Below are 12,772 nucleotides of genomic sequence, written 5' to 3' on the forward strand. Positions count from 1 at the left end.
CCATGGACCACAATCGGGGCATGAGCACTCACGTCCCCCACCCGGACCAGCACCCGGCGGCCCCGCACCAGGCCCCGTACGCCGCGGACCCGTACCTGGACGGCCCGCTCCCCGCGGACCCCTTCCTCGACGGCCCGCTCCCGGCCCACCCGGCCCCGTACGCCCACGGCCCGGCAGGGTCCACCCCGTACGCGCACGACCCCGCGGGACCCACCCCGTACCCCCAGGACCCGTACGCCCCCGTCGACGACGCGTCGTACCCCCACCCGGAGACCGCGGAGGCCGAAGACGAGGGCCCGGCGCTCACGGCGCTCTATGCGTGGGCGGGGACCGCCGACGGGCCCGACGCGTTGGCGATGGTGCACTTCACCACCGACGACCAGGAGGTCGCGCTCGACCCCGAGGGGCTGGCCCGCTGGCCGTTCCACGAGGCGATACGCGAGGGCGGCTGGCATCGGTTCACCGACTACGACGCCTGGGCGGTGCCCGCGGAGACCTGGGGCGCGGCCTACCGCTGCGAGGACGACATGCTCGTCGTCAGCGGCCCCGGCAGCTGCGCCGCCTGGTACCAGGGCTCGCTCGGCGCGACCGAGGAGTGGGTGGCCGCGGCCCGGGCCAGCGAGAGCGTGGTCCTGCTCACCGCCCCGATCCAGCACCCCGACATGTACGGCTACGCGGTCGAGGCGGACGTGGCCTACGCCCTCCTCGTCCCGCTGGCGGTGGTCTGAGGGGACCGGGCACGGATCCGGGGCGTACGCGAGCGGCCGCCGTCACCAGCCGAAGCGGCGGTCGACCTCGCGGGAGAACTCCTCGAAGCTGAGCACGGCGTCGCCATTGAGGTCCGCGGCGTCGAAGAGCGCCGAGGACGCGTCTGCGTCGCCCAGGCCCCAGAAGGGCAGGTCGCCACTGGCCGCCAGGGTCGGGCCCTTGGTGCGCAGGGCGGAGATCACCTCCGCCCGGGTCAGCACGCCGTCGTGGTTCAGGTCCAGCGCGTCGAACAGCTTGCGCGCCTTGTCGCTCATCGGGACTCCTCCGTGCCGTGCGGGGCCCCTGTGGCCCGGGTACAAGCGTATGACCCGGTCATCCTAGGATCGGCCGCAGTTGACACCGGAAGGATCCCCCCATGCCGCAGCTGATCGTCGACCTCTCGGACGGGGTGGTCCTGGACCGGCCGGCCTTCGCCGCCGCCGCCCACGCGCTGACCGTCGCCCTGGTCGACGCCGCCCCGGAGGACTGCAAGACGCGCTTCCGGCGGGCCGAGGACGTCCACGTCGGGGACGGCGCCCCGGGGCAGGCCCTGGCGGCCGGCGTGATCGAGCTGCTGGCCGGCCGGCCTGCGGCGCTGCGCACGCGGTTGAGCGAGGCGCTGCTGGACCTGCTGGCCGAGCACGCCGCACCGCCGCCGGGCGGCCTGCTGCACCTGTCGTGGGACGTGCGCGAGCTGGACCGGGACCTCTACCGCAAGACGTCCGTGCAAGGCTGAACCCGCGGGCTCACATCCACGGCTGAACCCCCGGGATCAGGCCCAGGGCTGATTACCGGGATCAGGTGCACGGCCGATCCCCGCGATCAGGTCCAGGGCCGGACCCCGGCGGCACGCCCGAGGACGGGCCGACGATCCGGACCAACTCGCTCCGGATCGAGCCCCGTTCACCCCGCCCCGCCACCCCGGCGCGGCGGCAGGTCCTCCCCCGCATGCCGCTCCAGCGGCGCGGCTACCGACGAGTTGCTCACACTGAAGGTGACGCTGCCGGCCCGGTAGCGGTCGTCCGTCCACTCGATCGGGCGGCCGGCGGCGGTGCTGGAGACGTGCCGTTGGCGCAAAAGCGGGGTACCCCGCCGGACGCCCAGCAGGCGGGCGTCCTCGCTGCCGGCGGCCAGCGCGTCGATCAGGTGCTCGCCGTAGTGGGCCACGATGCCCGCCTCCTCGGCGAGGCTGTCCATCACCGACCGGCAGTCCTCCGGCAGGGCCTCCACGGCCTCCGCGACCCAGTCCGCGTACGCGGTGCGCTCGACCATGGTGGGCTCCCCGTCCAGGTCGCGCAGCCGCAGCACGACGAGGATCCCGGTACCCGGCGCCAGCCCCAGCCGCTCGGCCTCCTCCGGCCCCGCCGGTCGCCGGACCCGGCTGAGGAACCGGCTGGTGACCCGGTGCCCCATGCCCTGCGCCCACTGGGCGAAGCTGTTCAACTCGGCGAAACTGTGCCGCCGTTCCTGCCGCAGCACGATCCGCCGCGCGCCCTGCCGGGAGCCGATCAGGCCCTCGGTCGCGAGCAGCGCCAGCGCCTCGCGGACGGTACCCCGGGAGACCGACCAACGGGCCCCCAGCGCGCTCTCCGACGGCAGCTGCGCGCCCACCGGGTACTGCCCGGCGACGATCGCCCGGCGCAGTTCCTCAGCGATCTCCACGTACCGGGTGGACCCCATCCGTACGCCCCCTCACCCCTCGTTCGAAGATCGTTCCGGCGTCACCCTAACCTCCCGCCGACGCTCGAAGAGTACGTCCGGTCCCGGCCCGGAGGCCCCCTGTCACGGTCGGTTTCGGCCACCCCTGCGTCTTCTTCGAGCCGTGCCGCGTATGACATGCGCCGTTCACCATCCGTATAGCGGGCCCGGGCGAACTGAGGGCGACTTGTTCAGACAAGTTGATTCCCCCCAGTCATCGTCTCCGGGAGAGACCGTGTTCCGTTCCTCCGCTCGCCTCGGCGTGGCCGCGCTGCTCGGCGCCGCCGTCCTCACCTCCCTCACCGCCTGCGGTGCCGCCCCCGACGACAGCGCCGACGGCAAGGGCAAGGTGCAGCCGGGCGCCGCCACCTCCGCCGCCGACCTCGGCGGGCTGGACGCGCTGGTCAAGGCCGCGCAGAAGGAAGGCACGCTGAACGTCATCGGCCTCCCGGCCGACTGGGCGAACTACGGCGAGGTCATCAAGGCCTTCGAGGCCAAGTACAAGGTCAAGGTCAAGAGCGAGAACCCGGACGCCTCCAGCGCCGACGAGATCGCGGCCGTCAAGTCCCGCAAGGGCCAGAAGCGCGCCCCCGACGTCCTGGACCTGGGCATCGCCTTCGCCCGCAGCGGCGCGGCCGAGGGCCTGTTCGCCCCGTACGAGGTCGCCGCCTGGAACAAGATCCCGGCCGGCCAGAAGGACACCGCCCGCCGCTGGTACAACGACTACGGCGGCTACGTCTCCATCGGCTGCGACGCCAAGCGCATCAAGACCTGCCCGACCACCTTCGCCGACCTGCTCAAGCCCGAGTACAAGGGCAAGGTCGCGCTCAACGGCAACCCGACCAAGTCCGGCTCGGCCTTCGGCGGCGTCTACGCGGCGGCCCTCGCCAACAAGGGCTCCTTCGACGACATCCAGCCCGGCATCGACTTCTTCGCCAAGCTGAAGAAGTCCGGCAACTTCATCCCGGTCGAGTCCACCCCGGCCACCGTCGAGAAGGGCGAGACGCCCATCAGCATCGACTGGGACTACCTGAACGCCGGCTACGCCGACCAGTTCAAGGACAAGGGCGTCGACTGGAAGGTCGCCGTCCCCACGGACGGCGTCTACGCCCAGTTCTACTCCCAGGCCATCAACAAGGAGGCGCCGAACCCGGCCGCCGCCCGCCTGTGGATGGAGTTCCTGTACAGCGCCGAGGGCCAGAACCTGTGGCTCAAGGGCTACGCCCGCCCGGTCCTGCTCCCGGTCATGACCCAGGACAAGACCGCCGACCAGGGCTTCGTCGCCAAGCTCCCGCAGGTCGCCGGCACCCCGTCCTTCCCGGCCTCGGCCCAGCTCGACAACGCCAAGGCCGCCCTCGCGCAGAAGTGGGACAAGGCCCTCTCCTGATGTCCGCCACCACCACCCCTCACCGGGGAGCCGCCGACGGCACCGGCCGTCGGCGGCGCGGCCCCCGCACCTGGCCGGCCGCCCTCCCCCTCCTCGTCTTCACGGCCCTGTGCTTCGGGGTCCCGCTGGGCGCCATCGCCTACGGCGCGGTCACCCAGACCGACCCGGCCGGGGCCACCCGGTTCACCACCGAGCACCTGGCCCGCTCGCTCCAGGGCCCGTACGCCGACTCCCTGGTCGGCAGCGTCAAGCTCTCCGCCCTCACCGCACTGATCGGCGGGGTGCTCGGGGTGCTGATCGCCCAGGCCGTGGTCACCTCCCGGTCCCGGACCCTGCGCGAGGCCACGCTGACCGCCTCGGGCGTGCTGGCCAACTTCGGCGGCGTCCCGCTGGCCTTCGCGTTCATCGCGACCCTCGGCATCTCCGGCGTCGTCACCCAGCTCGCCTCCCTCGAGGACCTGGGCTGGAGCCTGTACTCCTTCACCGGACTGGCCGTGGTCTACCTGTACTTCCTGATCCCGCTGATGGTCCTGGTGATCACCCCGGCGCTGGACGGACTGCGCCCCCAGTGGCGCGAGGCGGCGGCCAACAACGGCGCGAGCAGCTGGCAGTTCTGGCGCCACGTGGGCCTGCCGGTCCTCGCCCCGTCGCTGCTCGGCGGGTTCGTGCTGCTCTTCGGCACCGCCTTCGCCGCCCATGCGACCGCCGCGGCGCTGGTCGGCGGCTCGGTCCCGCTGGTCACCCTGAAGATCGCCGACGCGCTCTCCGGCAACGTGCTGACCGGCCAGGAGAACGTCGCGCTGGCCCTCGGCCTCGACATGATCCTGATCGCCGGCCTGGTCATGGCGGTCTACCTGCCCCTTCAGCGACGGAGCGCCCGATGGCTGCGATGACCCCGACCGCCCCGGAGGCGGCCCCGACCGCCGGCCCGGCACCCGCCGCGGCCGGGACCGGCCGGGTCCGCCGGACCCGGCGCCGGCCCCGCGTCTGGCGCGGGCTGGTGCTGGGCCTGGCCGGCGGCTACTTCCTGCTGCCGCTGGTCGCCTCCTTCGTCTTCACCGTGCACGTGCCCGGCCAGGGCGTCTCCTTCGAGGCCTACACCGAGCTGCTGTCCGCCGACGGCTTCAGCCAGAGCCTGCTGCTCTCCCTCGGACTTGCCGCCGCCACCATCGCGCTGTCGCTGCTGCTGACGGTACCCGCGCTGCTCGCCGTCCGGCTCGGCTCCCCCCGGCTCCGCCCGGTGGTCGAGGTGGTCTGCCTGCTGCCGCTGGTGGTCCCGCCGATCGCGCTGGTCACCGGACTGAGCACGGTCCTGCGCTGGGGGCCGGAGCACCTGTCGAAGACCCCGCTCTACCAGACCTTCATCGCCATCCAGAACGAGGACTTCCCGATCGTCCTGGTCCTCGCGTACACGGTGCTGGCGCTGCCCTTCGTCCACCGGTCGCTGGACGCGGGCCTGCGCGCGGTGGACGTACCGACCCTCGTCGAGGCCGCCCGCAGCTGCGGCGCGAGCTGGCCGTACGTCGTCCTGCGGGTGCTGCTGCCCAACCTGCGCACCGCCCTGGCCGGCGCGGCCTTCCTCACCCTGGCCCTGGTCCTGGGCGAGTTCACCATCGCCTCGCTGCTCGGCTTCCAGCCCTTCGCCGTCTGGATCGTCTCCATCTCCGGGGCCCAGGCCCGTATGTCGGTGGCCGTCTCGATCCTCAGCCTCGTCATCACCTGGGGGCTGCTGCTCCTGCTGTCGCGGGCGGGGACCGCCCCGCAGGCCGCCGTCGGCACCCCCACCCCCACCTCCCGCAAGGAGAGCCAGTCCTGATGTCCACCACCCTTCCCGCGGCCCGCAAGCCCGAGACGGACGCCCCCGGCGCGCGGGTCGAGTTCCGCGGGCTGCGCCGGGCCTTCGGCAAGACCGTGGCCCTCGACGGCCTCGACCTGACCGTGGAGCCGGGCGAGCTCATCGCGCTGCTGGGCCCCTCGGGCTGCGGCAAGACCACCGCCCTGCGGGTGCTCGCCGGTTTCGAGCAGCCCGACTCCGGCGAGGTGCTGGTCGACGGCCGGGACATCACCGGCGTCCCGGCCAACCGCCGGGACGCGGGCATGGTCTTCCAGTCGTACAGCCTCTTCCCCAACCTGAACGCCCGCGAGAACGTCGCCTTCGGCCTGCGGGTCCGCAAGGTCCCGGCCGGCCGGCGCCGCGAGCGGGCCGCCGAGCTGCTGGACCTGGTCGGCCTGCCCGAGCACGGCGACCGCTACCCGCACCAGATGTCCGGCGGCCAGCAGCAGCGCGTCGCGCTCGCCCGCGCCCTGGCCCTGCGGCCCCGGGTCCTGCTGCTCGACGAGCCGCTGTCCGCCCTGGACGCCAAGGTCCGCGCCAACCTCCGCGAGGAGATCCGCCGCCTCCAGCTGTCGCTGGGCATCACCACCATCTTCGTCACCCACGACCAGGAGGAGGCGCTGTCCATGGCCGACCGGGTCGCGGTGCTCAACGCCGGCCGCCTGGAGCAGTGCGCGGCCCCGGCCGAGCTGTACGAGCGGCCCGCCACGCCCTTCGTCGCCGAGTTCATCGGCTCCATGAACCGGCTGCCCGGCCGGCTCACCGCGGACGGCGGCGCCGAGGTCGAGGTGGCCGGCGCCCGGCTGCCCGTGGACGGCCCGGTCCCCGCGACCCGGACCGTGGAGGTCCTGGTCCGGCCGGAGAACGTCACCGCCACCGCGGACCCGCAGGGCACCGCGACCGTGGCCGGCACCTCCTTCTTCGGCCCGGTCACCCGCGTCCTGCTCGAACTGCCCGGCGGTACCCGGATCAAGGCCGACCTGCCGTCCCGCGACGCCGGGGCGCTGACCCCGGGCAGCCGCGCCACCATGTCCCTGGCCCAGCGGCCGGTCCTGGTGGTCGCCGCCGAGGCGGCCGTGACCGCGGGGACGGCCGCATGAGCGGGCTCGGCGCCGTCCTGTTCGACATGGACGGCACCCTGGTCGACACCGAGGTCCTGTGGTGGCGCACCACCGAGGAGATCGCCGCCGGACTGGGGTACGCGCTGACCGAGGCGGACGCCGGCGAGGTGGTGGGGCGGGCCGTCCCGGACACCGCCGCGCACCTGGTCTCGGTCACCGGGGGCGGGGACGTGGCCGCGGTCGGCGAGGCCCTGACGGCCGCCTTCTTCGGCCGGGTCGAGGCCGGCGCCCCGCTGCGGCCCGGCGCCCAGCGGCTGCTGACCGCGCTGGAGCGGGACGGCGTGCCCTTCGCGCTGGTCAGCGCCTCGCCCCGGGTGGTGGTGGACAGCGTCGTCGGCGGCGCCCTGGCCCATGTGCCGTTCGCCTTCACGCTCTCCGCCGACGACACCGCGCTCACCAAGCCGCACCCGGACCCGTACCGGGCCGCCGCCGAGCGGTTCGGACTGGCCCCGGCCGAGTGCGTCGCGGTGGAGGACTCCCCCGACGGCGCGGCCTCCGCCGAGGCGGCCGGGTGCGGGGTGCTGGTGGTGCCCTCGATGATGGCGGTACCGGAATCGCCGGGCCGTACCTTCGCCGCCGGACTGGACCGGGTGGACCCGGAGTTCCTGCGCGGTTGTCTGCCGGGCGGGCCCGCCCGGATGTGAGACTGGGGCTCCTGAACCCGGCGGCGAGGAGTGGGGCATGGCGCGTCCGGTCATCATCGACTGCGATCCCGGGCACGACGACGCACTGGCGATCATGCTGGCCGCCGGGGATCCCGCGGTGGACCTGCTGGCGATCACCACGGTCGCCGGGAACCAGACGCTGGCGAAGACCACCCTCAACGCCCGCCGGGTGTGCACGGTCGCCGGGATCCGGGACGTGCCGGTCGCGGCGGGCTGCGACCGGCCGCTGATCGAGCCGCTGCGGGTGGCCGCGGAGGTGCACGGGGAGTCGGGGCTGGACGGGCCCCGCTTCCCGGAACCGACGGTACCGGCGGCGCCGGAGCACGCGGTCGAGCTGATGCACCGGATCCTGACGGAGCATCCGGAGCCGGTGACGCTGGTGCCGACCGCCCCGCTCACCAACATCGCGCTGCTGCTGACGCGTTATCCCGAGGTCGCCCCGCGGATCCGGGAGATCGTCCTGATGGGCGGCTCCACCGAGCGCGGCAACACCACCCCGGCCGCCGAGTTCAACGTCCACGTGGACCCGGAGGCCGCGGACGTGGTCTTCCGCAGCGGGGTACCGCTGACCATGTGCGGGCTGAACGTCACACACCAGGCGCTGGCCACCCCCGAGGTGCTGGCCCGGCTCGAGGCCCTGGGCACCCCGCTCGGCTCACTGTGCGTGGAGTTGCTGACCTTCTTCACCGCCCGCTACCGGCGGGTGTTCGGCTTCGCGGCCCCGCCGGTGCACGACCCGGTGGCGGTGGCGCGGGTGATCGACCCCGGGATCGTGCACTGCGTACCGGCGCCGGTCGCGGTGGAACTGCACGGGACGCAGACCCGCGGGGCGACCGTGGTCGACCTGCACGGGGTGCTCGGCCGGCCGGTCAACGCACAGGTGGCGGTCACCCTGGAGACGGAACTCTTCTGGGACCGGCTGATCGCCGCGGTGGACACACTGGGCCGCCGGCTCCGGGACTGACCCGGGGCCGGCGGCCCGCGCGCTCAGCCCCGGCCGGTGCCGCTCAGCACGATCCGCTCGTGCTCCCGGGGCCCGGCCGCGGCGCCGGCCGGGGCGGTGGGCGCGCTGCCCGTCACCAGCAGGGCCAGCAGGACCGTCGCCGCCTCGCTCTGGAGCGTCCGGGCGGCCTGGCGCAACCGCTCCGGATCGGGCGCCGGCAGGGACAGCGCCACGCATTCGGCGTTCGGTCCCGAGGTGATCGGCACCGCCGCGCAGACCGTGCCCAGCCGGTACTCCTGCAGGTCGAGCAGGGCCTCGCCGGGCATCCGGTCGTCGAGCTGGTGGAAGAGCACCCGCTCGTTGGTGATGGTGTGCGCGGTCAGCCGGGCGATCCGGTGCCGGGTGAGGTGGTCCATCCGGCTGTCGTAGTCGAGCTGGGTGAGCAGGGCCTTGCCGACCGCCGAGGCGTGTCCGGCCTCGCGGAAGTCCACCCACTCCTCGACCACGGGCGCGGCGGGGCCGTCGGCGTACTGGGTGATGGTGATCTCGCCGTCGGTGTACCGGCTGACGTAGACGGCGGCGCCGACCGCGTCCCGGACCCAGGCCAGCGTGTCCTGGAGCTGTCCCATGCCGGTACCCGCGACCGCCCCGGTCAGCCGCAGCGCGGAGCCGGCGACGTACGCGTCCGGGCCGAGCGGGGTGACCAGGTCGGCCCGCACCAACTGCCCCAGGACGGTGGCCAGCAGCAGCGAGGACAGCCCGGTCTGCCGGGCGATCTGCACCTGGCTGACGCCGCCCGAGAAGCGGTGGACGACCTCCAGGACGCGCAGCGCGCGGTGGACGGAGACCAGGGCCGTCGGCTCCGGGCCGGCGGCCGGGACCTGTTGGGCGTCGTGGGTGAGGCCGGGGGCCCGCAGCGGGCCGGGCGCCCAGACGCTGGCCTCCTCGGTCAGGTGCCGGGGGTTGAGCCCGGCGTGCCGGGCGAGGGCGACGGCCAGCGCGGGACCGGGCAGCACGATCTCGCCGAGGTCCGGGTCCTCCTCGGGCACCAGGGCGGCCACCGCGCGGCGCAGCGCGAGCGGCAGCCGCGGCCGCTCCCGCCGGGGCCGCTCGGCGGCGGTGGGGGCGAGGTCTAAGGGCAGGAAGGTGAGGTCCTGGGTGGTGATGGGGGGTGAGGTCCAGATCACCGAGGCGCCCAGGGCCTCCTCCAGTCCGTCGGGCAGCGCCGGCAGCGCCGGCAGGCCCGAGTCGGGGGGCAGCAGCAGCGCCTGGCTCATCCAGTGCCGGGCGGTGCCGATCTCGGCCCGGGAGAGGTGCAGGAGGTACAGACATCGGGCGGCGGTGCCCGAGCCGGCGCCGGCCGCGTACTGGAACCAGAACTGGGCGCCTTCGAGGCGCCCGCCCAGGTGCAGCAGGGAGCCCAGCAGCAGGGCCGACTCCTGGCCGTGCGGCCAGCAGCCGGCGCCCAGGGCCAGCTCGACGAACTCCGGGCTGTCGACGATGTGCCCGGCGAGCGCGTCCAGCCCCCGGGCGGCCCGGACGTGGCAGGCGGCGTCGAGGACCAGGGTGTCCGGGTCGGGCCCGGTGGCGGGCCGGCCGCCGCGGGGGGCGCCGGAGCGGCGCCGGGCGGGCAGCGGGCGGCCGGTGGTGCGCGGGGTGCCGCCGGAGGCGGCCCGGATGCGGTCGGCCACCACCCGGCGGGCGATCCGGCGGCGCGCCGCGTCCTCGTCGTACCCGGCGTACTCGTCGGCAAGGGCCTCGGCGTCCTGAAGGGCCACGGTCACTTCCCACAGCACGGTCGTCAGGTCCCGTGTCTGGTCCGTCACTGGTCCTTCTCCTCTCCGGCGGCCCAGTCGAGCCCGAGTTTCCTGGACAGGGCGCGGCGGGCGCCCCGGATCTTGGAACGGACCGCGGCGGTGCTGATGCCCATCATCTGCGCCACCCGCTCCTCGCTGTAGCCGCCGAGGAAGGCGAGCAGGGCGATGTCGTAGTCGCGTTCAGGCAGTTCGGCGATGGCCGCGTACAAGGCGAGTCTGGCGCCGTGCAGTTCCAGCCGCTGCCGCTTGGAGCGGCGCAGCGCCGCCAGCCAGGCGGTCTCCACCATGGCCGGGGTTCTGCACAGCAGGGCGAGCCGGCGCTCGACGTGCTCGCGCAGGACCGACCAGGCGAACCCGTGCAGGCTGGACTCCCGGAGGGCCTGGGGCCAGACCTTGAGGAGGAAGGTGAACACGTCGTCGACGACGTCGACGGCGTCCTGCCGGGTTCCCAACTGGAGGTGGGCGTAGCAGAGGTAGGCGCGGTGGTGCTGCGAGTGGAACGCGGTGTACTCCACCGGCAGGACTCCCGACAGTTCGTTGGAGACCGTCTGGTCTCCGAAAGGGTCGAACTCGCCTTCGCTCATGCGCACCCCCACGGCTGACCACTGTCACCGCCGGCCGACGCGGCGGCTACCTCTCTGACGAACGAGCGGACCCTGGGTTCGGCTATGGGCACGGACGCGGCATTCTCGAGGAGATCCACGACGACGCGAATCCTTCCGGTGGTGCGTGCGATGGCCGGGCGTGCCTGGCCCCAGGTCCGGCAGCCGGTGAGTGGCTGTGCTCTCACGTACTAGCCAACCGGAAACCTCCCCTTCGGTGCGGGGCGTCTTTCGCTTTTCTCCGGAAGCTGGCGCACCTCCTCGCGTACGCGCCCCTTTCCGCCCGCGTGCGCCCCGCCGTCCGGGCTGCGCGGACGGGTGCTTTGCGGCCGCTCGGGGGAACTCGGTCGGTTTGGCCGAATGCGCTATGGGCCAGATAGGTGCCTGAGGCATGTAATGGCGGAAGGCAACCAAGTCAGCGTCAGCGAGGTGCCACGATGCCGGAACCCGTCTCCTTCCCTCAGGACCGCACCTGCCCCTACCACCCGCCCACCGCCTACCAGCCGCTCCGCGAGGACCGGCCGCTCTCCCGGGTCACCCTCTTCGACGGCCGGTCCGTCTGGGTGGTGACCGGCCATGCCGAGGCGCGCGCCCTGCTCGCCGACGACCGGCTCTCCGCGGACCGCACCCGGGCGGCCTTCCCGATGCCGACGGCCCGCTTCCGGGGGCTCGCGAACCGGCGCACCGCCCTGCTGGGCGCCGACGACCCCGAACACGCCGTGCAGCGGCGGATGCTGATCCCGGCCTTCACCCTCAAGAGGACCGCGGCGCTCCGGCCCCGCATCCAGGAGACCGTGGACCGGCTGATCGACGACATGGTGGCCCGGGGGCCCGGCGCCGAGCTCGTCTCGGCCTTCGCGCTGCCGCTGCCCTCGATGGTGATCTGCGCGCTGCTCGGAGTGCCGTACGCGGACCACGAGTTCTTCGAGGCGCAGTCGCGCCGCCTGCTGCGCGGTCCGGACGCCTCCGACGTGGAGGAGGCCCGCGACCTGATCAACGGCTACCTGCGGGAGCTGATCCTGCGCAAGCGCGCCGAGCCGGGCGAGGGGCTGCTGGACGAGCTGGTGCAGCAGCGGCTGGCCACCGGCGAGCTGGACGTCGAGGAGCTGGTGTCGCTGGCCGCGATCCTGCTGATCGCCGGCCACGAGACCACCGCCAACATGATCTCCCTCGGTACCTTCACCCTGCTCAACCACCCGGAGCAGCTGGCCGAGCTGCGGGCGGACCCCGCGCTGCTGCCGGCCGCCGTCGAGGAGCTGATGCGCTACCTGTCCATCGCGGACGGGATGCTGCGGGTGGCCCGGGAGCCGGTCGAGGTCGGCGGGGTGGTGGTGCGGCCCGACGACGGGGTGGTCTTCGCCACCTCGGTGATCAACCGGGACGACGCCGTCTACCCCGACCCCGACGTCCTGGACTGGCACCGGCCGGCCCGCCACCACGTCGCCTTCGGCTTCGGCATCCACCAGTGCCTCGGGCAGAACCTCGCCCGGGCCGAGATGGAGATCGCGCTGGGCACCCTCTTCGCGCGGCTGCCCGGGCTGCGGCTGGCGGCGCCGCCGGAGGAGATCGCCTTCAAGCCGGGGGACACGATCCAGGGGATGCTCGAACTCCCCGCCACCTGGTGAGAAGGAGTCTGCTGCGATGGACATCGAGATCGACCGCGACCGGTGCATCGGCGCCGGCCAGTGCGCCCTGACCGCGCCCGGGGTGTTCACCCAGGACGACGACGGCTTCAGCGCCCTGCTCCCGGAGGCCGCCGGCGGCCGGGGCCCCTTGGTGCGCGAGGCGGCCCGGGCCTGCCCGGTGGCCGCCATCGCGGTGACCGGGGCCTGACGGCCGTGCCGTCCCGGGTGGGGTCCGGGACGGCACGGTGTACGAGGGGCCCTCGACTACTCCTGCGTCCACGCCTCCTTCGCCCTGAGCGACGCGGGCTACGAGACCGTGATGGTCAACTGCAA

At 73.9% G+C, this 12,772-nt stretch carries 14 protein-coding genes; 10 read left to right on the forward strand and 4 right to left on the reverse strand.

Translation table 11 applies throughout. The features are described from left to right. Positions 1–20: 20 nt before the first annotated feature. Complete coding sequence (locus tag AB0O40_RS22570) at positions 21–728, forward strand: hypothetical protein (protein WP_365044490.1); 708 nt, start codon at positions 21–23, stop codon at positions 726–728. 42 nt (positions 729–770) lie between these two features. Here AB0O40_RS22570 and AB0O40_RS22575 read toward each other — a convergent pair whose 3' ends face one another. Continuing rightward, positions 771–1,022: an EF-hand domain-containing protein gene (locus AB0O40_RS22575; RefSeq protein WP_365044493.1), complete on the reverse strand. Its 252-nt coding sequence runs from the start codon at positions 1,020–1,022 to the stop codon at positions 771–773. Between the two features lie 101 nt (positions 1,023–1,123). On the opposite strand from AB0O40_RS22575, the gene AB0O40_RS22580 reads away from it, so the two are divergent. Beyond that, positions 1,124–1,483: an isomerase gene (locus tag AB0O40_RS22580; RefSeq protein ID WP_365044496.1), complete on the forward strand. Its 360-nt coding sequence runs from the start codon at positions 1,124–1,126 to the stop codon at positions 1,481–1,483. Between the two features lie 167 nt (positions 1,484–1,650). On the opposite strand, the gene AB0O40_RS22585 is transcribed toward AB0O40_RS22580, so the two are convergent. After that, complete coding sequence (locus AB0O40_RS22585; protein WP_365044499.1) at positions 1,651–2,427, reverse strand: GntR family transcriptional regulator; 777 nt, start codon at positions 2,425–2,427, stop codon at positions 1,651–1,653. Positions 2,428–2,680: 253 nt separating this feature from the next. Between AB0O40_RS22585 and AB0O40_RS22590 the strand changes: the two genes are divergently transcribed. The 6 genes from AB0O40_RS22590 to AB0O40_RS22615 are packed head-to-tail and all read left to right on the forward strand — an operon-like array spanning position 2,681 to position 8,416. Continuing rightward, positions 2,681–3,832 carry an extracellular solute-binding protein gene (locus AB0O40_RS22590; RefSeq protein WP_365044502.1) on the forward strand — a complete coding sequence of 384 codons (1,152 nt, stop codon included), beginning with the start codon at positions 2,681–2,683 and terminating at the stop codon, positions 3,830–3,832. Next, the gene (locus AB0O40_RS22595; protein WP_365044505.1) at positions 3,832–4,725 is read left to right on the forward strand and encodes an ABC transporter permease subunit; all 894 of its coding nucleotides are present in this window, start codon (positions 3,832–3,834) and stop codon (positions 4,723–4,725) included. The genes AB0O40_RS22590 and AB0O40_RS22595 overlap by 1 nt, the downstream gene beginning before the upstream one ends. After that, on the forward strand, positions 4,713–5,648 hold the full coding sequence (locus AB0O40_RS22600) for an ABC transporter permease subunit (protein ID WP_365044508.1): 936 nt from the start codon (positions 4,713–4,715) through the stop codon (positions 5,646–5,648). The genes AB0O40_RS22595 and AB0O40_RS22600 overlap by 13 nt, the downstream gene beginning before the upstream one ends. Next, complete coding sequence (locus AB0O40_RS22605; RefSeq protein ID WP_365044511.1) at positions 5,648–6,766, forward strand: ABC transporter ATP-binding protein; 1,119 nt, start codon at positions 5,648–5,650, stop codon at positions 6,764–6,766. The genes AB0O40_RS22600 and AB0O40_RS22605 overlap by 1 nt, the downstream gene beginning before the upstream one ends. Further along, complete coding sequence (locus AB0O40_RS22610; protein WP_365044514.1) at positions 6,763–7,431, forward strand: HAD family phosphatase; 669 nt, start codon at positions 6,763–6,765, stop codon at positions 7,429–7,431. The genes AB0O40_RS22605 and AB0O40_RS22610 overlap by 4 nt, the downstream gene beginning before the upstream one ends. A gap of 37 nt (positions 7,432–7,468) precedes the next feature. Continuing rightward, positions 7,469–8,416 (forward strand): nucleoside hydrolase, encoded by a 948-nt coding sequence (locus tag AB0O40_RS22615; RefSeq protein WP_365044517.1) that lies wholly within the window; start codon positions 7,469–7,471, stop codon positions 8,414–8,416. A 23-nt stretch (positions 8,417–8,439) separates the two neighbouring features. Here the strand turns inward: AB0O40_RS22615 and AB0O40_RS22620 are convergent, their stop codons facing one another. Next, positions 8,440–9,312 (reverse strand): IclR family transcriptional regulator C-terminal domain-containing protein, encoded by an 873-nt coding sequence (locus tag AB0O40_RS22620; protein WP_365044529.1) that lies wholly within the window; start codon positions 9,310–9,312, stop codon positions 8,440–8,442. A 905-nt stretch (positions 9,313–10,217) separates the two neighbouring features. Continuing rightward, positions 10,218–10,796: a sigma-70 family RNA polymerase sigma factor gene (locus tag AB0O40_RS22625; protein WP_365044520.1), complete on the reverse strand. Its 579-nt coding sequence runs from the start codon at positions 10,794–10,796 to the stop codon at positions 10,218–10,220. Between the two features lie 455 nt (positions 10,797–11,251). On the opposite strand from AB0O40_RS22625, the gene AB0O40_RS22630 reads away from it, so the two are divergent. Then, positions 11,252–12,439 carry a cytochrome P450 gene (locus tag AB0O40_RS22630; RefSeq protein ID WP_365044523.1) on the forward strand — a complete coding sequence of 396 codons (1,188 nt, stop codon included), beginning with the start codon at positions 11,252–11,254 and terminating at the stop codon, positions 12,437–12,439. Between the two features lie 16 nt (positions 12,440–12,455). After that, entirely contained in the window at positions 12,456–12,647 is a 192-nt protein-coding gene (locus tag AB0O40_RS22635; protein WP_365044526.1) for a ferredoxin, read from the forward strand. The last annotated feature ends 125 nt before the right edge of the window (positions 12,648–12,772 follow it).

It is taken from the genome of Streptomyces sp. NPDC089919, assembly GCF_040684615.1.
Taxonomy (GTDB): Bacteria; Actinomycetota; Actinomycetes; order Streptomycetales; family Streptomycetaceae; genus Streptomyces.

Coding starts and splice junctions, on each gene's coding strand:
- AB0O40_RS22570 (WP_365044490.1), top strand. CDS start 21: ATGAGCACTCACGTCCCCCACCCGGACCAGCACCCGGCGGCCCCGCAC.
- AB0O40_RS22575 (WP_365044493.1), bottom strand. CDS start 1,022: ATGAGCGACAAGGCGCGCAAGCTGTTCGACGCGCTGGACCTGAACCAC.
- AB0O40_RS22580 (WP_365044496.1), top strand. CDS start 1,124: ATGCCGCAGCTGATCGTCGACCTCTCGGACGGGGTGGTCCTGGACCGG.
- AB0O40_RS22585 (WP_365044499.1), bottom strand. CDS start 2,427: ATGGGGTCCACCCGGTACGTGGAGATCGCTGAGGAACTGCGCCGGGCG.
- AB0O40_RS22595 (WP_365044505.1), top strand. CDS start 3,832: ATGTCCGCCACCACCACCCCTCACCGGGGAGCCGCCGACGGCACCGGC.
- AB0O40_RS22600 (WP_365044508.1), top strand. CDS start 4,713: ATGGCTGCGATGACCCCGACCGCCCCGGAGGCGGCCCCGACCGCCGGC.
- AB0O40_RS22605 (WP_365044511.1), top strand. CDS start 5,648: ATGTCCACCACCCTTCCCGCGGCCCGCAAGCCCGAGACGGACGCCCCC.
- AB0O40_RS22610 (WP_365044514.1), top strand. CDS start 6,763: ATGAGCGGGCTCGGCGCCGTCCTGTTCGACATGGACGGCACCCTGGTC.
- AB0O40_RS22615 (WP_365044517.1), top strand. CDS start 7,469: ATGGCGCGTCCGGTCATCATCGACTGCGATCCCGGGCACGACGACGCA.
- AB0O40_RS22625 (WP_365044520.1), bottom strand. CDS start 10,796: ATGAGCGAAGGCGAGTTCGACCCTTTCGGAGACCAGACGGTCTCCAAC.
- AB0O40_RS22630 (WP_365044523.1), top strand. CDS start 11,252: ATGCCGGAACCCGTCTCCTTCCCTCAGGACCGCACCTGCCCCTACCAC.
- AB0O40_RS22635 (WP_365044526.1), top strand. CDS start 12,456: ATGGACATCGAGATCGACCGCGACCGGTGCATCGGCGCCGGCCAGTGC.